The following is a 21,383-nucleotide window of genomic DNA, read 5'->3' as shown; positions in this document are numbered from 1 at the left end:
ATAGTGGGTAGGTTGTTGGGGCACAATAACGGTGCGGAATGTAGTAATTACAGGTTTTCATCCGGTTCGGCACACTTTCTGGTGCGTCGACATTCGAAATCACAAGACAGACATCGCGAATGATTGGCGTAGCACGACTCTTGTTTTCTTGGTCTACCTTTTTGGTGTTAAAATAGACATGCTAAGAAAAGGCACCCAACTCAGCGCACCAGCGAAATTGCTTTTGGCCGCTGGGATCCCAAAGCCTAATTTCACAAAATGTGTCGCAAACATGGAATCGCGAGCGGCCAAGTCGTTCCTGCTGATGTTGTACGAGAGACACGACATCCAACGTGTACCAAAGGCGTGACCGTTCGGTGCTATTGAGATCGGATACACTGACTCGTGCTGCCTTTGTCGGTGATGGGTAATCGAGTCTGGTGGTTTTGGGATCGACTTCGCAGAAATAAACTTCATCTTCGGAACTCACAAATAACTTGAATGGCCAATCACCTTTTGATGCCCTAAACGGGGAAGAAACTTGACATGCTTGTGTTAGATAAAGACTCCCGGTTGTCCACGCTCTGACTCCAGAAGGGCCAATGTCTTCATCTTGGAACACCTTTTGCAGAACGAAGTGCTCCAGGTGCGAAAGGCTGCATTCCGGCTTCAGATTTGGTGGGCAGCTGATTCGTGGACTTGCATCTACTCGCTTAGCAAATGCCTCAGCATCGATTAAGTCGACAAGATTTTTGGAAGTCAGAACGATCCCCCCACCGTTTGCTTTGTCACCACCCTCGAATCCAGGTCGTCGAAATGCGATCTTCTCGCCTCGAACGAATGCACGATAGTTTAAGTTGGCGAGTGCCAGATTTGGACCACTATCCAAGTCTGAGTTCGATCGGTGCCGTCGGACTCTTCCTGCCATTTGAATGATTGAACGAATGGAAGATGGCTCAATGACAGCCCAATCGTAATCGTGATCCCTACCAACCTCCACCACTGGGCTCGCCACGACTATAAAAAGGACGTTCGGTTTTGTTGAGCCCGACAGGTGTTGTCGTACGGTTGAATCAGAATTGGGAGATTGGCCTTGTTTTCGATTCAACAATTCGTCCAAATATCGTTCTTGATAAGACCGTAACAGCATGACTTGCCTTGCATGATACGTCATGACCCGTACTTCGATATCGTCTGGTAGTTCACAAGTCAGGAGGTAGCGAGATAGTTGGATGCACGGATCCACGTTAGCCATGCGAATTACACCAACGGAAAAATGTTTTCCCGTTTCTTCGTCTTGTAGTCCATGTCGGCGATGCAATGTGATCGCCGCATCCTTCATTGCAGAAAACCAAACCAGCTTACGGTCTTCAGTTGCGGATTCGACATTTTCACTTCCTCCGACGGAGAACAAGCTTGCCGAACGAACGGGTGGCTCGATGCCAACTAGTTTATTGCATCGCTTTGTGACGAACGTTTCATGGTGCACTGAAAAAGTCTTCTCGGAATCGGGATGATGAACGATGGATCCAAATTCGTCCGTCCAGAAGGCTGCAATTCGCGGCTGGCGGTTACGCAACTTAGCGAATTGAGAATAGCCGGTACAATATGAATGAAATAGTCCGTTGGCAATAGCAGGAGGAATGGTGGCAGATGAGATCATCACACGCCGACCCAGCATTCCTGCCAAATGGATGAGCCTCGATATCGCAGGCATATCGAGAAGGTCGAAGTCATCCACTTCATCGATAACCAGATCAGAAGATACGAGGCGGAGAAGCGGCAAGATGTGCTGACCACCTCGAACATTCTCGACAGCAGGCATGATATGGTCGATCGTGCAAACTAAGATCGGACATTTGAGGATCTGTCGCTGCTTTGGCGTGCTCACGATTGTCGACACTGCATCGTCGGGTATCATGTCGCTATCGAGAAAGTCCCAACTCCAATCAAGATCTTCTTCTGACTCTGATCCGAAACTGTCAGATTGCTCTGATGGGACTAATGAGGTCCCGAAGCCCGCTCTTCTTTGCTCATGCAATGTACGGACTGCTTTGGAGCCGACTAAGATCGCCAGCTCGGCTGGATCAAGTCGTAATTTTGACTTGTATTCATCTCCTGTTTGGAGCGTAAGGGTTCGGAGACCGAGGGCAAGCGTATATCGAAGCCCTTTAGGTGAAATTGCATTCATTATCTTTGCATTGGCAAAGGTCTTCCCTGTCCCGGTGCTCGCCATGTTTATTGCAAAGAATCCAAGGAGGTCGCTTCCCTGCTCAGATTGCCATGCTTTTAGCTTTTCGACTGCTCTGTCCTGCCAACGAAACCTTGAATCTTTGCTAGGTTTTCGTAGAGGGCGATTGTCTTGAACTTTTAGCGCGGCACGTTCCAGGGCTGGAAGCAATCGTACGGATCGAACGGATTCATTTGTCACTTCCACCAAGTGCTCATCGAGCCGCTGTCGCATGTCCCGCTTCTTCTTGGACGTCGCGGTTATTGGCGATTGATCCTTGCTGTATGTATTAGCGTATGGGAGATAATCTGTTCTCCAATGAGTCGATTCCGGTTTCGATGAGTATTGATGATCACCGAGCATGAGTGCAGTTCTGCCAAGTGTGAGCAAGATTCGCTGACATGCTTCCGCTTCTGATAGTGCGGTGTTCTCACGTGCTAGCTTTAGCTTTCGCCCCCATCTGGCCGCGGAAGAACGCCAACTGTTCGATAGAAATGGAAGCCCCTGAGAGAATCGCCAATGCCTATCGTAATCCAGTGACTCTCCCGTCAGTTTTACGTAGCCCCAGTTCTGATTGATTTGCTTGATCAAATTCTCTTCGCTGCCAGATGCAGAGATCCCTGGCAAAAAGGGAACGCGGTGGTGCGATACGATGAGCCATGACACGCATCGAACCAACCATGTCGTCTGCCTCTCACTTAACGGGGCAATTCTCCTTGAATTTTCTGCCGCTTTTTCAATCGTTTGACTGGAAAGAAGCGATAGCGATTCGCTCGTTAGCTCGTTGATTCCCGCTAATTCATCAAGCCAAGAAGCATCATCCCTGCCATCGACATACGCGACGAACAGTAGAACCGATACCCATTCGTGCCGCCAAGGATCCAAGGGAGTGAACTTGCCGCTCGGCGGTGAATTAAGCGCCATTTGGAAAGGATCCCATGCTTTCCCAAAGTCATGAAACAAAGCAGCAATTGCGACCATCGATTGTAGTAGCTCTAGGAATCGCCAATCGTTTTCGTCATCGATCTTCAGGATGTCGCGAGTCGTATAGTTGACAGCGACATTGCCGGATGAATCGAATGGAGTTCGATTACCAACGACCCAAAGCAACTCACTTCGACGCGTGCTATGGATTCGATGACATGCGACGGATGTCGATTTTCTAGCCGTTTTGGATAATCGTTCACGAACTGCTTGTAGCCCCTGCTCGGTGATAGTTGTCTGCCACGTTCGTTGTCCAATACGGTGCGCGTAGGCATCGAGAACTTTTCGAGTGAGCTTTAGGGAGTTCTTGTGACATTCCGAGACGAATGTAACGATCATGGTAGATTCGCACCGAACGTGGCTGCCTCCTTGACGACATTGAACATGCGATCTAGTGCTTTATGTTTGAGAAAAAGTTCAAGAACGGTTTCCCGAAATTCGCGTTCATTCCGCCCTTCGCCTGCAGAAACAAACGCCTGTGGCAGCACAATAGCATCCTTAACTAAGTCTGCGATATCGAAAACGAGTGCACCTCGACGTGTCTTGCCGTGCATCACCGCGAAACCATGAGGAATCCCGAGGCACCATAAGCATGTTGCTGCCAAGCCGTAGGCGAGGTAGTTTCCGTGGTTAAGGAATCGATTTGCATCGTCCGTACTTGTCGGTTCGCGTTGAAAGTTGTCTTGACCTGTGACGTTAGCAGCATACTTGTAGAAGGCTTTTGTCAACCGACCCTCTGCAGCCAGTAGATCCTGAATCAATTCTGCATTGCGGTTGGTCACGACGAAGGAATCGATGGCTCGGCTTACGTCGAATTCTGATGGGTCAATACCATAGTCCTGAAACGTAACCTCTTTTGCCCAGATTGTTTTGATATACTCGACGCGTTTTGTTTGGAAGAATTTGGCCACCTTCGTTCGCTTCGTGTCGTCAAACCAAAAAGATAGCCACTGTTGAATGTACTCGGTGGGCCGATACTCAGACTGCGGCGAGAGCCATTCGACATCGGTTCCCGATACGAGTGGCGTACCACCAGTACCACAGAATCCAATCATGACGCCAGCCTCAGCCATTTTGCGTACAGCAGCTTGGGTGATCGACGTACCTGTTCCGAGTAGAACCACTGTCGTATTTGCGATCGGAATGTTCCAGAAAGTGTCGACCTTTTGGTCATTCATTGCCTTCAAATAAAGAACTCGGTCGTCCTTAACCATGACGCGACAATGTTCGAGATACTCAAGGTTTCCACGTTGCGAATGTAGAATCTCACGGGGTTTGCTGGATGACGGTTCAAACATTGACTGATCTCGGTGAATGGACCTGACGAAAAGGGAGCTGTTATCCGTCGACTTCCGGATCAAGTAACTTCCAGTCGATCCAACAGAGTGTGCTAGTCGTCTCCATCGCACTGTTCAAGGGCTTGGCGATCCATTTGGCGTTTGAAATGCCTGTCGGACAAGAACTCGCAGTGGCACACACCAGATGAGCCGAGTGGCCGCATAGGAGGCGAAACCAATCGGAAAAGTTTCTCTGTGTCATACAACTTCTTTTCAATCTTCGATGGTGATGTCAGTAGCAAACAGTGAAACCCAACGCGGTGACACCAACGGTCACTCCGATGAAAAAAATATTCATCAGATATTTGGATATCGGCCAACGCAGTCGTGCTAAAGCGGTTGGCAGGCTTCCGCCACGGTTCGGAATGGAAGATGCCCATATACGATGGCATCGAAAGATAGAAGCGTTGGGGTGCATGGGCGAGCGAAGGGCGGTGAACGGGGCAGTGAATGGGGCGGTAGGGCATGGCAGGGGCACTGACTACCATTGTGAATCGATACACCACCCTAAGTCAATATGGGGTGAAGGGCACAACGCAAGGTGCGTTGCAAATGTAAAGACTTGAGATGAATCTCGTCGAACGGTCGTCCTCGACCGTTTCTGCGCGCAAGACCACGCGGCTATCAAACAACTTACTGTTCCATTACCGGCCCCGCAGCCTTCTGCGCAGCGTTGTGCTATGGGGAGAGGTTTTTGAACTGGGTAATGCGTGAGGCGCTCCAGATCTGTTGGGGACCACAGATCGACATTGTCAGCGCACCATTCGATGGTGCCTCGATTTCATTCACCACAGAATACACAGAATACACAGAAAAAACGCCGTCAGAGCTTGAGATCCCATTCCGTGTGTTCAGCGTGTTCCGTGGTTCCTTATGCCAGATTGGCGAGGCCCGACTTTTCTATGATTAACTTGTCGAGCTCTTCTTTTAGCTTGCTCAAGATCTCGTCGTACGGGAATGAGCCCAAGGCTTCGCCACCCTTCTTGAGATTCACACGATTCGGGCCGCACCATAGCCCAAGATCCGCGTCGTCGGTTTCACCAGGTCCATTCACTCTGCATCCCATGACGGCGATCGTGATCGCGTAGTCTTTGGCGTACTCGGTCATCGCCTTTACGTCTTGCGCTAACTCCACAAACGCTTCGTTCTCAACGCGCGAGCAACTTGGACACGAGATGATGTTCAACTTGGTCGGATCCAATGCGACGACCGAGCGGAGCCGACCGTTGCGGATGTCGTCAATGATCTGCATCCCCGCTTCGATCTCCATCGACTTCTTTAGGTTGGGGACGGTGAGACTCACTCGCAATGTGTCTCCAATGCCCCGACCCAATAGCTGCTCAAACGCAATCCGAGTCTTGATAATCCCATCCGGAGGAAGTCCCGCTTCGGTCACTCCCAGGTGCAACGGAATGTCAGGCCGCGCCTCGGCGAACCGGCGATTCACCTCCACCACTTTCGTCGGATCGCTATCCTTCAACGATACGACGTAGCGCGTGAACCCGATGGAATCGAGAAGCTCGCAATGCTCAAACGCCGACGCTAACATGGGGCCGATGGAATCGGATTCGTCGAACTTCTCTTTTTGCGCTGGGTCGACGCTCCCGCAATTCACTCCAACACGCATGGCGCAGTCATTCGCTGCTGCGACCTCAGCAAGAAACTTCACCTTGTCCTGCCAAGGCCGGGTCCGCTCATGATGATACAGATGCCCGGGGTTGTATCGGACCTTGTCGACGTGCGGTGCGACTTTCTCGACCAGCCGATAGTTCTCTTGCAAATCGACCGAAAGGTTGGCCTCGGTTTGCTTGCGAATCTCGGCCAGTGCCGCAGCGTCTTTGTCGGAGTCGACGGCGATGCGGACCACGTGGGCGCCGGCTCGGTGAAGGTCGTTCACGAGGGCGACGGTGGCGTCGATATCGGTGGTGTGGGTCGCGGTCATGCTCTGCACCGCAATGGGATGCTCCGCACCGACGTAGATCGAACCAATTTTGACGGAACGTGTGGGATTGCGTTGGATGTCCATGGGGCTTCTCAAGTGTTTTCGGTGCCAGAGCTCATACTATACCGCCGCGGCAATTTCATGACAGCTTCTTCTTTTTCTCTTCGGCCGCACTCCCCCGGTAATAATGGGGTAGCAACGCGAACAACTCGGTGAACTCTCCCCGCACCCATTTCTCTCGACCCATTCTCGCGACCGTCACAGCTTGCGGGGAAAATCGCGAGTCTTCCAGCCACTGCACCCCTTCCAGCCAAGCACTCCACGCGTCCATCCCCTCTTCGTTGGCCAAAAACCTGCGCAGCCGATCACAGCCGGGCCCGGCCAATCGATGGTGCTTACTCGGACCTAACCGCTGCAACTCCATCAAAAAATCCTCGATGTCGATGGCTTGCGTCCCGGCATGGGGACTCGAAACGTCTCCTCCCCATTGTTTCCAGAACAATTGACCCCGAAACGCGTCCAGCAATACATGGGTCCAACGGACTCGATCGGGAACCAACGCTTCGCATTGCCAATGAATCGCATCGAGCGTATCCAACTCCACGATCGGGCATCCCAACCCGTACCCCATCGCCTTGGCCGTCGCGACTCCGACCCGAAGACCGGTGAACGATCCTGGCCCTGTGAGCAAGGCGATGCATCCGATCTGGGACGTGGCAAGCCCACTCTGATCCAGCAATCTTCGGATAGCAGGCGCCAGCGACTGCCCCGAACCAATATCGTCTGGAAGAACAATCGATTGCACCGAAGCAGGATCTCCCGAGCGATCGATGATGGCGACGGAGCCTGATTTGCCACTCGTCTCCAATGCTAAGAGAACGCTCACGAGCTGCTCAGTAATTCTGCGAAGGTACGAACCAATGTTCCGCTCCCTCCCGCATCGCACCAAGCTTTGGGGCTATCCAAGAAGGAGGGGCCGGCGATGTCGATATGGGTCCAAGGGATCTGCTGCACGAACTCTTCCAGGAATTTCGCAGCGGTGATGGCTCCGCCCCAGCGTCCCTCGCCTACGTTCTTGATATCGGCGACTTTTCCGGCGATTTGCTCGGAAAAGAAACTGTGCATGGGGAGTGGCCATACATACTCGCCGCAGCGCTCTGCCGCCGACTGGATCTCCGATTGCCACTGGGTCGCATTGGTCATCAGGCCGGAGATATCGTTCCCCAACGCGACGCAGCAAGCTCCGGTTAGCGTGGCGAAGTCCACGATCTTCGAAGGGGAGAATCCGGCAGCCACGTCCAGACAATCGGCGAGCACCAGCCGTCCTTCGGCATCCGTGTTATGGATCTCGATCGTTTTGCCACTCCGTGCGGTGAGGACATCTCCGAGCTTGAATGCATCTCCGGAGATCAAGTTCTCGACCAATCCGACGACGGCTACTAAATTGCATCGGGCTTGAAGGCGTGCCGCAGCTTGCATGATTCCCAGCACGGTCGCTGCACCAGCCATGTCGCACTTCATGGTGAGCATCCCGTCGGTCGGTTTGATCGAGTACCCACCGCTGTCGAACGTCACTCCTTTGCCGACCAATGCGATGGGTGCAACGGTTGGTTCGTCGCCCCGGTACTGGAGAATGATCAAACGGGGTTCCTTGACCGAACCTCGCGCTACCCCGAGAAGGGAGCCGCATCGTTCGCTTTCCAGTTTGGTTTTGTCCCAGATGTCTATCGACAGTTTGTGTTGATGCGCGACTCCTTGCGCAGCCTCCGCGAAGGTTTCGGGGTACAGGTAGTTCGGGGGGAGATTGACCAGCTTTCGAGTGAGGTTCACCGATTCCCCGATGGCAAGTCCCTTGCGAAGGTTCTCTTCTTGGAGATCGTGCCATTCCAAGCTTTCTGGTTCGTAGAGGGACTTTTCCTTTCGGAAGAGGTCTTGCCCAACGCACCCGACCATCGCTCCGGCCACCGCGGCCCGTTCGATTTCCCCGCTTCCGGTGAATCCGACGAACCGGACGAGTTCTCGCGATTTGCTTGCAAGGAGCTTCATGCCGGCCCCTGCTGCGCGGCCGGCCGTGAGGGGATTCCAATCCGATGCCGAGCCGATACCCACCAAGACCAGTTGCTTGGTCGCGATCCCCGCAGGAGATTGCAGCAGGGTCGTCTTCCAAGGCTTGGTCGAAACCTCACCCGATTCCAGCAATCGCGACAAGAGTCCGTTGGTCGCTTGATCGGCCTCCGTGAGATGAGCGGCAGCTCGCCAGTTTTCGGGAGTGGCGAGGACGATCGCGTCGCAGGGGGAGCCAAGCCAATTGGGAAGGGAGCGGACACATTGCATGGAACCACCAAACTCTCACGGGGATGTATGCACGGGGATGTATGCAGGGGGGAATAACGCCAAACCATTCCATCGAATCGATCCGTTTCTACCTTTGGTAGATCGGGAGGAAGTGATACTTTACCGACAGACTTAGGATCGCTAAAGCCGTGCAGTAAACCTTCCCTGCGTTTTGCTCTTCCCCGCTGGAGGAATTCCAAGCTCCGTCGGGCTGTTGTTTGTCGAGAAGCAGCTTGCGGACGACCTCTTCGGCCTCTTCGGCAACCTTGCCTCCCCGCTGATGCATGCCTTGCGCGTAATAGTAAACGCCATACAAAACGAAGCGGTCGGCCCAGGTGGGGGGATGCTCCTGCAACCATTCCGTCGCCCCTTGGACCAATTCCGATTCGTATTCCCCACAAACCTGCATCGCGAGCAATCCAGCTGACGTCATCGAGAACGTCGGATTGTCGTTGTGGGCTTCGTACGAAAACCCGTTCTTGCGAATCTTCGGAACTCCGCTCGCATCGACAGGGGAGGTGTAGGACCGGATCAAGTATCCGACGGCTTCATCAATCGTCTCCGAGGGGACTTCGAGTCCATCGTTCTTCGCACTCCGGAGCGCCATGACTTGCCACACCGTGATAGAAAGATCGCTATCGGCGGCATCGGGTGTATACCGCCACCCACCTTTGGCATAACCGGGCTTTCGAATCTTTTGACTGCGGACGATCAAGTCGATCGCTTTCTGACAGCTGTCATGGATCTTCTCGTTCATGCTCGGGTCGTGTCCCATGCCAAGCATCTCGGTGAGCATCAAGGTGACGATGCCGTGTCCATACATGCGTGAACCATCGCTTGCACCGAAGTATCCCGATCGATCTTGCCGGTTCTCCCCCAGGAGATACTGCAGCGCTTTGCGCATCGAGAGCCCTTCCGGTGTGTTGTCGACCGGTTGATGTCCAACGGCCGCCATCGCCATAATCGCCATAGCGGTCATCGCATTGTCGTGGCCTCGGTCAACAATCGCGCCACTGCTCTTTTGTTGACTTATCAAAAACGCAATGCCCCGTTGGACGGAGTCATCGATTTCGGTAGGGAGCAATCGATCCGTGGTCGCGACGACGGGAGGTGCGGGCTCCTGAGCAGATGCGGCGCCCGAGCGGTCCCAGACAGAAAGCCAAACTGCGATACATGCAACGTTGCACACCAATAGGGTCGCGGTGGATCGAAATGGTTTTCTCAGGATGGGTGTGGTTCGGATGGTGATGGGGGTCATGAAGCGATCGTGTTCGGATCAATCTCGATTTCCAAAGGGGACGGGCGTAAACGTTCCGTCGTTCTCTTCGGCGATTCTTTCCAAGGTTTGGAAGCCGACGACGCTATGCAATAGAACGGTATGAATGGGGACGGCTACCTCGTATCCCTTTTCAGACCGTACCCGATTGTAGGTTCGAAGCTCGTTGACGGTGTTATCCATGATTTCACCATCGGATAGGAGAAAGATCGCATCGGGCTGCAGTGAAAGCGCCATGGCGAGCGAGGACGCAGGGTAGGTGTTGCTGCCTAGGTTCAAACTGCGAAGCCAATTGCGAACGCGTCGAACCGAACGGGGAACGGCTGTAAGGAATTTACCCTGAGGGGGTGGTTGATCGAACATGGGATGGGGCATGGAGTCAAAGCTAATGACAAAGAACTCTTGATCGGTCGAAAGACTTTTCAAGGCTCGTTCTAATTCCACGCAAAGGGCTTCCCATCGCGGCCCTCGCATCGAACCCGAGGAATCAATCACAAAAACAAAACGATTCCCCGAAGCTTCCGCTCCGAAGAATTGAGCCTTGGATTGCCCCTCTGTCTTTTGGGACGCTTCTTCCTCGGCGTCTTGAACACCGGCGCGCACCCCTGAGGCTTGACGGACTGCGGACAGGTCGGAGGCAACGACCTGCGACGCATCGATTTCTACTTGGACGTCGACATCGAGGGTGGGAGTGGTGATTTCGACTGGTTCGTTGATTTCTTCTGTGAGTTCTGGTTGAACGGAATCGAGTTCTAGCAGCGCGAGCGATTCCGTCTCGGAGTCGGACGAGGAGGACATCGAGATGACGATGTCATTACCCGAGTTTCCTTGACCGCCGATGAGCAAAACGGCAAGCGCCAGGCAGGCGGTGAGGTGGACCAAGAAACTGACTAAGAATGAAATCCAAGACGCGAGCGAGGGGGGGCTTCGATCATGCTGATTTTTATTCATGATTCCCACTATCGCTTGGATTTCGAACCCCGCTCCGGTCGAGGGATGAATCGGTAAGTCCCTAAATTCTCGGCGGCCACGCGTTGCATGGCGGGTGCAAACTCGTCGAGGAAAAAATGGACAACATGGATCGGGACCCGAGGCTCCCCAGATGTGAGTATATCGGTGGAGCGGTTGGCTTGTCCAAGGTGTTTTGGGACGTCGACGCGAGTATCTCCGTCAAACAAGAGGAAAACGCCATCCGGCTGCATGGCGATGGCCAAATCGAGCGCGTCGTTGGGAGGGAGCCCCTCTTTTTGAATGCTGCAACGAGCCATCCAACGGAGTGTCTTTTCAACGTTTTCAGGAGTGGCGGGGACAGGAAACTCCTCGGGCTGGCCGGGACTGAACTCAAGCCGTTCGACTTCCTTTCCAAAGAAGAGGATCGAGAACCTCTGCGACGGCTTCATGCTTTGCAACGATCGCGTGATCTCCTGCTTGGCAAAGTCGAATGCGTTATCCCGTCTCATGCTCGGTGAGCAGTCGACGATGTAGACAAACGTATTGCCGGTGGCTTTCACGCCAAAGAATTCCGCTCCGGCAACCCAATTCTTTCCCGGCGCCGAGACCGGTTTGGCTTGAAGGGCCTTCGCGACCTCTCGGGCGCTGTTCTCCTGTGTCAAGAGTGGCCCCGACAGATCGAGTTCGGACATGGTCGGATCGGGAATGTCGGGGATGTCGGGATCGAAGTTCGGCGTTTCCATCGCTAAGGTTTCCACGGGCTCCGCCTCTAACTCGCTGGGTGATTCCATGGGAGTTTCCACAAGTACCTCCTCCGCTTCGACGGTCGCCGAGACGATTGCTAAGACTTGTGGTTGGCTGATTTGCTGGATGACGACCAAACTCAATAGGCCGATGGCGAATGCGTGCACTGCAGCGCTGATCCAGACATGGGATGCGCGCCACCAAGGTCGTTTTGATCGGTGCGTGGGCGCCCTTTCGTGATCCAAGTGAAAGGGGCTAGCGATGACGGCTGCGGCTTCGATGTCGGTCACATCCGATGACGTCGAAGGTGAGTCGATGCCGGGGGATGGTATCTCTTCTTCGGAGGACTCGGTCTCCGGGACGAGCGATGGCGATTCTGTCAGCTCCGATTCACCGTCGGGAACCGGCTGTTCCTCTCGTTTCCGCTGGAGGATGGCCGCTTCCATCTCCGCCCATGGAGATTCATTTGGAACCGACTCGTACCTTGGAATCGGTTCGTACCCTGGAATCGGGTCTTGGCTCGTACCTGGACTTGGTGATGGATCGTTCGGCGAGAGGGGTAGGTCGATCAAGTCTCGATGTTGGAGAAACCAGTGCTCCAGGGGTTCACGGTTTCCGTGTTCGGCTTGCCGTAAAGCCGCTTGGAGCCATTGGGCAGCGGCGTGGTAAAGGGCAGCGCGCTCTTTGAAGCGGAGCGTTTCCAAGGCTAATTCTGCTTGCGCAAGCAATGCGTCATCGGGGGCGCGACTCATGGCGTGGACTCGGCTAGATAGGGCGTGGGGTCGTCAACGGGCCGGCCGTTGACGTTTCTCTTTGTATCATGCCGTCGGTAGGGATGTGCGTCAAGGAAATGGCGAAGAAGCTCAATCGTTGAGTGGTTGGGTTGTCCTCAGATAGGCCATCAGATCGCTCAATTCCTGTGCGGAGAGAGCGTCGAGCAATTTCTCGGGCATGATCGAAAGGCTCTGTTGCTTTCGGGTGAGAATCGCGGATTTTTCAATCGTCTGTGGTTGGCCATCGAGACCTTTCAGGACGAGTTGATCCTCGGTTTCCGATTCGATGAACCCAGTGGCCGTCGAGTCATCGTCGAGGATCAGCACGACGGTCTGATAGCCTTCACGGATCTCCAAACTGGGTGCAATGATGTTTCTCAATAGCGTCTTGAGCTGATCACGTTGGTAACCGGTCAAGTCGGGGCCGATGCCACCTCCATCGTCAAAGAGTTGGTGGCAGCGACCGCATTGGGTTCGGTAGATTTTTTTTCCTCGGTAGGGATCGCCGGGCTTTTCGTCGAGTAGCGGGATCATCTTCTCGGCCGCTTGGTCGGCGCTGACGAGATTCATGCCCGAAGGGGCTGGGTAGCGTTTCTCGAGCGTCTTTTGGAGCGCTTCGTTTTCAAGCCATCGCATGGCGCGCTGGGCATCGAGAGGCAGGGTACTCGCGTCGACTTGGTCCTTCTCGCATGCCTTCAGCCATCGCTCGGTCCACGCAACGCGTCGCGCGAGGGTTGCTCCGGCGATCGACCGGCTTTCTTCCGTGAGCTTCGGCCACACGGCGAGGATGGCTTCCGCAATGGCGGGGCTGTCGAAACCCGCCAGGGCGGCCAAGGCCGCTTGCCGGGCCTTTTCATCGGCCGGGTCTTTGCGAATTTCTTCGAGCAATGCGGGAAGGAATGTGGGGATGCGCAGCTCTCCACCCAATCGAATCAGTGCAACGCGTTGTTCCGATTTCGCTTTGGAGTCTCGCACAATTGCCACACCCTTTTTCACGGCGGCTGGATCCTCCCTGCGGATAGCAAGGGGGAGCGAGGGGACGCCGAGTCCTGCGAGGGCATCGACCACTGCAGCGGGGACGCTTTGGAGGGATCTGTTTTGAAACGCTCTTTCAAAGGCTTCGATCGACTTGGTGGCGGAGGCTGTGCGGAGCGAAGGGTTTGAAAGTTGTGCGGTTCGTCGAAGAACACCGAGGACGGCATTCCACCCCTCTTCGGTAGGGACTCGACTGAACCGCTCGACCAATCGGGGGAACAAGAATTCTGCGACCCAAGGCTGCTGTTCGATTTCCGCCACGGTCAGGATGGGGGTGACAGTCTTCATCGGTTGATTCGCATGCGCCTCGATCGCCCACCAAACCAAATGGGGTAGGAAGGGATCGTTGGCTGGGAAGGCTTCGGTCCACATCGGGGGCAAGATCGCCAGCGAGGAATCGAGGGGAAGACGCCTTGCGGTAGACGCGATTTGGCAGGCGACTCGCACATCCTTTTCCTTCGCAGACAACTGCTGCACGGCCTTTTCGAAGGGGGCTGGGAATGCCTTGCTATCACCCACAAGCCGAATCAGCCATCGACGGACATCGGGATGGGGATGCTCCACCCAATGGCAAACTCGTTCGATCGGAAGGGATGGAGGTGTTGGGGAATTGGCGTGAGGGATCGTTCCAGGAATCCAGCCGCACGCGTGAATCGTCCAGAGAAGCTCCAGTGCCACATCGCCGGTCTCGGATTCGAGAGTCGACGCGAGCCGTTCCTGCCATCGATCTTTATTGGGCTGAGAAGCGATCCACCGCCGAGCTTGGTCCCGTTGCCAGCGAATGGGGCTTCGCAATTGTTGCAAGGCCTCTTCGATGCTCGTGATGGAAGCGGGCGTTATGGAATTGCGTTCTTGGTTCCGAACAAGTCGATACACCCGACCTCGTTCTTTATCGAGTTGCCCGGTATGGGCGTAGATGTGGGCTACTTGGAAGTCATACCAATCGCAAACGTAGACACCCCCGTCGGGGCCTTGCGTGAGGGCGACGGGGCGGAACCATTTGTCACTGCTCGAGACGATGTCGCGAACATCGTTGGTCGAGTAGGTGGAGCCGTCGGGAGCAAGTACCGTGTCGATCAGTTTTCCGTGCAAGGGATCGATGGCGAACATGCGGGGCGTCGCATCGGAGTTCCAGAAGCGATCCAGCATGAACATCGCGTGGGTGAAGCGTTGGATCGGAGGGTGTTTCATCGGCATCAAATAGCCGAACGCAAACGGGTTGGAAAGACTGCCGTGTTTGGAAAAACCTTTTCGGTAGTAGCCCCCCTGTAAATAGTGAAAGCCTCGTGTGTCACCACCGTTGTGGCCGGAGAAGATATCCCCGCGGTCATCGAACGCCACCCCGAAGGCATTGCCACCACCCTCGGCGAAGACTTCGTATTGGCGAAGTTGAGGGTGGTATCGCCAGATCGCTTGCCCCATCGTGTTAATGGGAGGATCCGCCGAACCGAATCGTTTGACTTGCCCGGATACCGTGCTCCCCTGCGCGGCGTAGAGCCAGCCATCGGGGCCGAGGCACAAGCTGTTCACGACGGAGTGGGTGTCCTCCAGTCCGAAGCCTTCGAGATGAATCTCCGGAGGTCCATCTGGTTTCAGATTGCGATCGCGGTCGGGATAGAACGTCAGGTAGGGTGGATTGAGAACCCAAACACCATCGGCAACCGGAGCGACCGCCGTGGCGATGTTCAGATTATCCAAGAAGACGTGATGGGTTTCGTATTGGCCATCCCCGTCCCGGTCTTCGTGGACCGAGACGCGATCGATTCCTTCGACGCCGCCGAGGCCCGGAGGAGAGGGTTGTTTGTCGTAAACGATGCGCCAGTAAGCGTCGCGACTTTGAGGTTTGAGACCGGCAGGTTCCGGGTATTGCCGGTATTCCATCACCCACATACGCCGATCATCGTCGAACGCAGTCATCAAGGGCTGCCGTATCAAGGGTTCGTGGAGGACCAAATCCCAGCGGTAGCCATCGGGGATCTGAAAGCTCTGCGCCGCGGTCTCAGGGGCCATAGCGCTGGTAGGGTCACCTCGATCGTTTGCCGTCTGCGCGACCAAGCCCCGTCCGTTTAGGGAAGCGAACAGGAAGGTGGTGGCAAAAAAAAGAAGGAGAGGAGGGGTCAACCAAGCTCTCGGGGCAGAGGTGTTCATGGCAGGAAGGGATGGAGCGGAGGGTGGGTGGGGAGATTTCATCAGGCTTCATTCTACTGCAAGCTGTGAACCTGAATGAATCGCCGAGTCTCGTTTTGAGACATGTTAGGCCAAAGGGATACAAACTTGGAACGAGATGGGGACTTGACCCGTCTACGATGGACCAAGCAATTTGAGGGTGAAGCCGATGCTTGGCAGAGATTGTCGCTTTTGGCACATCGATTGCATTGCAGTTCTTAGAAGAATCAAGACGTCGATAGGAAAGAAACGGATGAATGCGACGAACAAGGGAATAGTAGTTTGTTGTAACAAAGGGAAAAGAAAAATGATCACGCACACACGATTGAAGATAATGGGATGGAAATGGGGAGTTGCTGCAGTCGCCGTAGGATGGCTGGGAACCGGTTCTTTGGAAGCCCAGCAGGGGCCCGCGATTGCTTACCCAGTGAACAGTTGGTCGTTTACCGAGCGATCGAGTACGGTAGACGAAGGATTTATGCGAGGCCAAGCATCGATTATCGGTGCGGTCGGAGAGCTCTCGTATATGAACAGTTTGGCGGCAATCAACTACCAAGAGGCGCAGCGGCGAGCGATCGACAATAGCGTTGCCTACACCAAAGCCTACTTTGAGCGCCGCGAATTACGCGAGGAGTTCTTGCGACGCTATGGCAGCAAACCTTTTGTGGGTGAAGCGCGTCGACGCATGGTGGAGTACTACCAGCCAAAGAAGCTTTCGGCGTCTCAGTTCGATCACGACTCCGGTACGATTACTTGGCCGCATATTCTCCGGCAATCGCAGTACGCTCCATTGAAGAAGGAGATCGATGCGATCTTCGAATCCCGAACATGGGAGAACAGCGGAAATGGGAGTCCGACCCAACTGCAAGTCGCACAATTGGTGAAATCGCTTGCGGCATTGCTTCGTGAGAATTTGCAGACCATGTCGGCCGAGCAGTACATCGAGGCGCAAGAGTTTTTGCGATCTGTGGACGCTGAGGCAAAGCTACCTGTTATGCAAAGGTTGGAACAAGCTGCTGCACCGGTGGAAGTTCCCGTTGTCCCGCCTGTTCTTGCGGAACCGGCCGCAGGGGATGGAGCTGGATTGAACGGCGCACCGACCAATGGCGCACCGACGAATAGCGTTCCAGCTGCAGATGGGGCGGAAAATCGCGCCGACGTCGGTGGAGCGGGTTCGAAAACGAAATGGGTAAGTATTCAAAAGCTCGATATTTAATAGAGATGATCGAGCTGAAGAAGTCGCCCCCAGCAATGGGAAACGTTCTCTCTCTAGCTTTTTGGTAGTGTGTGTGGGGCTAGAGAGAGAAAAGGCTGCCGAGGAGTGGTTTTTGCAAGAAAGCCACTCCTCGGTTTTTTTATGCAATAACCGTTCTCCCAGCGGTGTTGTACGTTCCTACCGCTCTACAAGCTGCTTTTCCGAGCTGCATTTGCGAACGGCGTTTGCGAACGATAGCGCGGGGAACGCCGTTTGGAAAACGGCTAGTACAGGAACGCCGTTTGGAAAACGGTTGTTACGGATGGTTATCGCGCGGGACCGGTGCGAGGATTACTTGCGCTTGAAGGTGAGGGTCGCTTTGATTTCGACTTGCTCGCTCACTTTGGGAAGGCCGTACTTCATGCCCCACTTGGTTCGATCAAGCTTGAAATCGGCCTTGAGCACGACTTCGGTATCGGTGACTTCAACCTTGTAAGGAACTTGCTGTTCCACCGTCTTGTCAAGCATGGTCATTTTGCCGGTGATGACCCCTTCTTCTTCATTAGGTTCGATCTTGGTCGATTCGAACTTGATAGTCGGATACTTCTTGACGTCGAAGAAGTCAGGGTTCTTGAGGTGGTCGGTGAGTTTATCGTTGTCGGAGAAAAGACTGGCGGCTTTGATTTCGATGGTCAGGGTGCTTTTTTCCGGGGATTCCCAATCGACCGTCGACTCCGCGCTGAATTCCTTGAAGCCACCCGAGTGGGAAGACTTTTCGGCGGGTTTGCTTCCGACAAATTCGATCTTAGACTTTTGTTTATCGAGTTTGAGAGTGTCTTGGCAGATACCGACCAAAGAGGAAGAGACGACGAAAGCAGCGCAAAGTGCGAATCGCAAAACCATAAGAGAACTCCAATGGGTTGGATGTAGTAATCAGGAACCGACTACCCCAGTGGTATTCGGTTTAGCCCGGAATGACGGGCTTCCGATTATACCGATCCTGCTAGCCCTACGGCGAACTCTTTTGCGAGGAGCAAGGTTGTTTCTAGACGCGGTCCAAGACGCTGTGTTTGTGGGCCGTGAGCCCTTCTTTGTCGGCGAGTATCCCGATCTCGTCCGCGATACCTTGCAACGCGTTTTGGTTGTACTCGATGACGCTGCTTGATCGAAGGAAATGATTGGAGGACAGACCGGATGCCCAGCGGGCGGTACCACCTGTCGGGAGGACGTGCGAGGGTCCTGCGGCGTAGTCACCTAGTGCGACGGGAGAGAATGGGCCGAGGAAGGTTGCGCCGCTGTTCGTGATCTTTGGGAGAAGCCTGCGAGGATTCTCGATGGCGATTTGCAAATGCTCGGGGGCGATTTCGTTGGTGACTTTGCACGCTTCGTCTTCATCACGGCAAAGGATCAGTGCGGCGAATTCGTTGAGCGAAGCGATTGTCAGATCGGCACGTTCCAATTTTCGAACTTGATCGTTTACCGATTGTTCGACGCGATCGAGCATTCCAGCATCCCATCCAACAACGATGCTTGCGCCGGGGGAATGCTCGGCTTGTGCGAGCACATCGGAGGCGGCGAATTGGGGCTGGGTGGTTGCATCGACGAGCACGACGACTTCGCTAGGGCCGGCGATGGAATCGATATCCACATGTCCGTAGACGAATCGTTTGGCGAGGGCGACAAAGAGATTGCCGGGTCCGACAATTTTGTCGACGGCAGGGATCTCGGGGATACCGTAGGCGAGGGATGCGACCGCCTGCGCGCCCCCGACCGCATAGATTTCGCGAATGCCTAGTTCGTAGCAGACGGCCAGCATATCTGGGTTGTACGCGCCCAATGGGGTGGGTGGCGCTACGATGGCGATTTCTGAAACGCCGGCGCATTGGGCGGGTACGGCGGTCATCAGGACGGTGGAGGGGTAAGCTGCCGCGCCCCCTGGGACACAGATTCCGATACGTCGAAGGGGCGTGTAGCGTTGTTCTAGTACCACCCCTGGTTCGGGGGTCATCGAGACGTTTTGGTGGAGGATCCCTTTTTGAAACGTTTCGATATTCTTGCGAATCCGACGGATCGCCTGGAGGAATGAGTCGGAGGCTGCGGCGTGCGCGGCCTGCATTTGTTCCAGCGGTACACGTAGGTTGTCTGCTCGAGAGTCCGGGTTATCCAGCTGTTTGGCGTATCGGATGACCGCTTCGGTTCCGTGCTCTCGTACATCGGTGCAGATGCGCTGGACGACTTGGCCGGGCGTCAAGGGTTCGCCGAAGACTCGAAGTGTCAGCTCCCTGCCTCGAGGAGAAACAACGGATCCATCGGGGCTTAGCTTCTTTCGTAGCCTGGCAATGGAAGAAGCGAAATCTGGACTGGATGCGTCGAGCCGTTCCAAGCGAACGGCGGAGGATGAGAGCTGTGACATGTCGTGCAGACTGCAGTCATTTATTGAAAGGAAGCGAGCTGTTCTTCGGTGAAGCTGACATTGGAGGCGACGGACTGCACGTCGTCGTGGTCCTCAAGCTTCTCCAGGAGCTTCATCACCGAAACCGCAGTTTCCGAATCCACTTCAACGGTGGTGCTTGGAACTCGCGTAACTTCTTTGGTTTCGATCGCAACTTGATTCGATTCAAGAGCTTCGACCAAACCGCTGTAAGCTTCGGGAGGGCAAGCCAGCTCGAAGTATTCGCCGCTTTCGGTCACATCTTCGGCGCCGTTTTCCAGCGCGAGCTCCATGAGTTTCTCCAGGTCGATCGTCGATTGTTTGATCGAGATCACACCCTTTCGCTCGAACAGATAGGCGACGCAGTTGGTGGAACCGAGTTTGCCGCCATGGTTGTCGAACAGCTTGCGAACCTCAGGTGCCGTTCGATTCCGGTTATCGGTAAGGATGTCGCACAGGACAGCTACACCCCCCGGTCCGTAGCCTTCGTAGAGAATCTCTTCGACATCGCCACCCTCGATTTCCCCAGTCCCTTTTTTGATAGCTCGTTCGATATTATCACGGGGTAGCGAAACGGCTTTTGCATCGAGGATCGCTGTCCGGAGTCGAATGTTCGAGCCGGGGTCGCCTCCTCCGAGTTTGGCTGCGACGATGATCGCCTTCGAAAGTTTGCTCCAGAGCTTGCTTCGCTTTGCGTCAACCGCGGCCTTTCGGTGCTTGATATTGGCCCACTGCGAGTGACCTGCCATACCTTAACTCTCCCGTTCGTTTCGTTTCAACTATCGATTTATTTGGGCTTCTTCTTCGTGATCTTCACGTTGTTTGCCATCTTGGTCGGTTTCTTAGGTGCAGCGGCTGGTTTTTTTGCTTCCGCTTTCTCGGCTCCCTTGCCCTCTGCTGCTTTGCCTTCGGTGGTTTTACCCTCGGAGGATTTGCTTTCTGCAGGCTTGCTCTTTGGGGAGGGAGCGGGTTTGCTAACCGATTTGCTCGCTACGTCTGCTTTGCTGCTCTTGTCGGCGGGTTTGCCTGCTATTTTGCCCGAATCCGCCTTCGGTTTCGCTTCCTTGGACTTGTCTTCCGTTCCCTTCGCAGCGGGCTTGGACTCTTTTTTGGTTTCTTCCTTTGAAGCCGAATCTTTCGCCGCGGTTTCTTTCGCGCCCGTGTTCTTGGTTTCCACTTTGGTGGCCTGAGCCGCTTCGGGCTTTACGGACGCTGCCCCTTTGGAGGCATCTTTGCTGGGAGCCCCTTTGGTCGGCTTGGGTGCAGCGAGTTGTTCCGGAGGGGAGGCTTTGGCTTTTTTGGTTTTGGAGGTGTCGACGACGATGGGTGGTTTCGGAGTCACTCCCAGGTCCTTGAAGACGGCCAAGGCTGCAGCGCTCTTGGGGTTGGCTGCGTACTCGACTCCAAACTGGTGGAGAAGACTCGAGAACTCGGCCCCCTTGGTTTTGGTGATGGCTCGTTCTGCTCCTGGAAGTGTTTTCTTTTCGGCCTCGGCAGGAGTGACGATATCGGCAGCGAGCAAAGCGTCGAACGAAGCGGTTCCGACGGGGATGGCATGTCCCCCGAGGGCGTGCTGGGAGACATAGTTGAGCACAAAGGGAGTCATGCCTGGCCAGGCTTGCAGCTCCTCGGTGGCTTTGCTCAAGTTCGCTTTCTTCAAATCATCGATGTCGTATTGATATCGGGTTTCGAAGAGGGATTGCAAGCATCTTTTGATGCGATGGCCCGCTGCATTGGCGTTGGGGAGGTTTCCAAGCACCTCACCCAGTTCGATTACGGTGGAAACGCGAACTTCGTTCCAGTCGAAGTAGGTTTGCTGGAGCTTGGCGAAGGCTTCGTCGGCTTGCTCTGGCCTCGAATCTTCCAGGCAGCAGGCATAAAGGAGATTTTCGAGTACGGAACGTTCGGTCGAATCCTCTTGGTATTTGAAATGCTTCTTGAGAGACTTGTGAAGCTGTTCTAACTTTTCGGCTCGGCTGCTCATGGGGATATTTCAAATGGATTCG

14 protein-coding genes are annotated in these 21,383 nt (G+C 54.6%); 1 reads left to right on the top strand and 13 read right to left on the bottom strand.

The genetic code is table 11. From position 1 onward, the window contains the following. Positions 1–181 precede the first annotated feature (181 nt). From cas3f to SH467x_RS08190, 9 genes are all read right to left on the bottom strand, one after another. The gene (gene cas3f, locus SH467x_RS08230; RefSeq protein ID WP_482370793.1) at positions 182–3,532 is read right to left on the bottom strand and encodes a type I-F CRISPR-associated helicase Cas3f; all 3,351 of its coding nucleotides are present in this window, start codon (positions 3,530–3,532) and stop codon (positions 182–184) included. After that, positions 3,529–4,491, bottom strand: coding sequence for a type I-F CRISPR-associated endonuclease Cas1f (gene cas1f, locus SH467x_RS08225; RefSeq protein WP_482370792.1), 963 nt, complete (start codon positions 4,489–4,491; stop codon positions 3,529–3,531). Before cas1f ends, cas3f begins: the two co-directional genes overlap by 4 nt. Positions 4,492–5,401: 910 nt before the next feature. Next, on the bottom strand, positions 5,402–6,568 hold the full coding sequence (ispG, locus tag SH467x_RS08220) for a (E)-4-hydroxy-3-methylbut-2-enyl-diphosphate synthase (RefSeq protein ID WP_482370791.1): 1,167 nt from the start codon (positions 6,566–6,568) through the stop codon (positions 5,402–5,404). 43 nt (positions 6,569–6,611) lie between these two features. Then, a complete protein-coding gene (gene tsaB / locus SH467x_RS08215) occupies positions 6,612–7,358 on the bottom strand; it encodes a tRNA (adenosine(37)-N6)-threonylcarbamoyltransferase complex dimerization subunit type 1 TsaB (protein ID WP_482370790.1) in 747 nt (248 codons plus the stop codon). Further along, the gene (locus SH467x_RS08210) at positions 7,355–8,806 is read right to left on the bottom strand and encodes a leucyl aminopeptidase (RefSeq protein WP_482370789.1); all 1,452 of its coding nucleotides are present in this window, start codon (positions 8,804–8,806) and stop codon (positions 7,355–7,357) included. The genes tsaB and SH467x_RS08210 overlap by 4 nt, the downstream gene beginning before the upstream one ends. A gap of 88 nt (positions 8,807–8,894) precedes the next feature. Beyond that, on the bottom strand, positions 8,895–10,064 hold the full coding sequence (locus SH467x_RS08205) for a prenyltransferase/squalene oxidase repeat-containing protein (protein WP_482370788.1): 1,170 nt from the start codon (positions 10,062–10,064) through the stop codon (positions 8,895–8,897). Between the two features lie 18 nt (positions 10,065–10,082). After that, positions 10,083–11,033, bottom strand: a complete 951-nt coding sequence (locus tag SH467x_RS08200; RefSeq protein WP_482370787.1) for a VWA domain-containing protein — start codon at positions 11,031–11,033, stop codon at positions 10,083–10,085. An 8-nt stretch (positions 11,034–11,041) separates the two neighbouring features. Further along, the gene (locus tag SH467x_RS08195) at positions 11,042–12,529 is read right to left on the bottom strand and encodes a vWA domain-containing protein (protein WP_482370786.1); all 1,488 of its coding nucleotides are present in this window, start codon (positions 12,527–12,529) and stop codon (positions 11,042–11,044) included. 111 nt (positions 12,530–12,640) lie between these two features. Beyond that, the gene (locus SH467x_RS08190) at positions 12,641–15,775 is read right to left on the bottom strand and encodes a PVC-type heme-binding CxxCH protein (RefSeq protein WP_482370785.1); all 3,135 of its coding nucleotides are present in this window, start codon (positions 15,773–15,775) and stop codon (positions 12,641–12,643) included. 283 nt (positions 15,776–16,058) lie between these two features. Between SH467x_RS08190 and SH467x_RS08185 the strand changes: the two genes are divergently transcribed. Next, a complete protein-coding gene (locus tag SH467x_RS08185) occupies positions 16,059–16,967 on the top strand; it encodes a hypothetical protein (protein WP_482370784.1) in 909 nt (302 codons plus the stop codon). Between the two features lie 330 nt (positions 16,968–17,297). Here SH467x_RS08185 and SH467x_RS08180 read toward each other — a convergent pair whose 3' ends face one another. The 4 genes from SH467x_RS08180 to SH467x_RS08165 form a co-directional block, all read right to left on the bottom strand. Next, positions 17,298–17,849, bottom strand: coding sequence for a YceI family protein (locus tag SH467x_RS08180; protein ID WP_482370783.1), 552 nt, complete (start codon positions 17,847–17,849; stop codon positions 17,298–17,300). A gap of 142 nt (positions 17,850–17,991) precedes the next feature. Beyond that, on the bottom strand, positions 17,992–19,359 hold the full coding sequence (gene hisD / locus SH467x_RS08175) for a histidinol dehydrogenase (protein WP_482370782.1): 1,368 nt from the start codon (positions 19,357–19,359) through the stop codon (positions 17,992–17,994). 20 nt (positions 19,360–19,379) lie between these two features. After that, positions 19,380–20,126 (bottom strand): YebC/PmpR family DNA-binding transcriptional regulator, encoded by a 747-nt coding sequence (locus SH467x_RS08170; RefSeq protein ID WP_482370781.1) that lies wholly within the window; start codon positions 20,124–20,126, stop codon positions 19,380–19,382. Positions 20,127–20,164: 38 nt separating this feature from the next. Continuing rightward, positions 20,165–21,361 carry a hypothetical protein gene (locus SH467x_RS08165; RefSeq protein ID WP_482370780.1) on the bottom strand — a complete coding sequence of 399 codons (1,197 nt, stop codon included), beginning with the start codon at positions 21,359–21,361 and terminating at the stop codon, positions 20,165–20,167. Between the last annotated feature and the right edge of the window lie 22 nt (positions 21,362–21,383).

Origin of the sequence: Brakhagea slesvicensis (assembly GCF_052161625.1) — a bacterium.
Lineage (GTDB): Bacteria > Planctomycetota > Planctomycetia > Pirellulales > Pirellulaceae > JBKCUI01.
The sequence above is the reverse complement of the archived record's forward strand: the minus strand, read 5'-3'. Positions and strand labels throughout refer to the sequence as shown.

Excerpts from the sequence above, each read along its gene's own strand:
- cas3f (WP_482370793.1), bottom strand. The coding sequence starts at position 3,532 with ATGATCGTTACATTCGTCTCGGAATGTCACAAGAACTCCCTAAAGCTC.
- cas1f (WP_482370792.1), bottom strand. The coding sequence starts at position 4,491 with ATGTTTGAACCGTCATCCAGCAAACCCCGTGAGATTCTACATTCGCAA.
- SH467x_RS08210 (WP_482370789.1), bottom strand. The coding sequence starts at position 8,806 with ATGCAATGTGTCCGCTCCCTTCCCAATTGGCTTGGCTCCCCCTGCGAC.
- SH467x_RS08205 (WP_482370788.1), bottom strand. The coding sequence starts at position 10,064 with ATGACCCCCATCACCATCCGAACCACACCCATCCTGAGAAAACCATTT.
- SH467x_RS08200 (WP_482370787.1), bottom strand. The coding sequence starts at position 11,033 with ATGAATAAAAATCAGCATGATCGAAGCCCCCCCTCGCTCGCGTCTTGG.
- SH467x_RS08195 (WP_482370786.1), bottom strand. The coding sequence starts at position 12,529 with ATGAGTCGCGCCCCCGATGACGCATTGCTTGCGCAAGCAGAATTAGCC.
- SH467x_RS08190 (WP_482370785.1), bottom strand. The coding sequence starts at position 15,775 with ATGAAATCTCCCCACCCACCCTCCGCTCCATCCCTTCCTGCCATGAAC.
- SH467x_RS08185 (WP_482370784.1), top strand. The coding sequence starts at position 16,059 with ATGATCACGCACACACGATTGAAGATAATGGGATGGAAATGGGGAGTT.
- SH467x_RS08180 (WP_482370783.1), bottom strand. The coding sequence starts at position 17,849 with ATGGTTTTGCGATTCGCACTTTGCGCTGCTTTCGTCGTCTCTTCCTCT.
- hisD (WP_482370782.1), bottom strand. The coding sequence starts at position 19,359 with ATGTCACAGCTCTCATCCTCCGCCGTTCGCTTGGAACGGCTCGACGCA.
- SH467x_RS08170 (WP_482370781.1), bottom strand. The coding sequence starts at position 20,126 with ATGGCAGGTCACTCGCAGTGGGCCAATATCAAGCACCGAAAGGCCGCG.
- SH467x_RS08165 (WP_482370780.1), bottom strand. The coding sequence starts at position 21,361 with ATGAGCAGCCGAGCCGAAAAGTTAGAACAGCTTCACAAGTCTCTCAAG.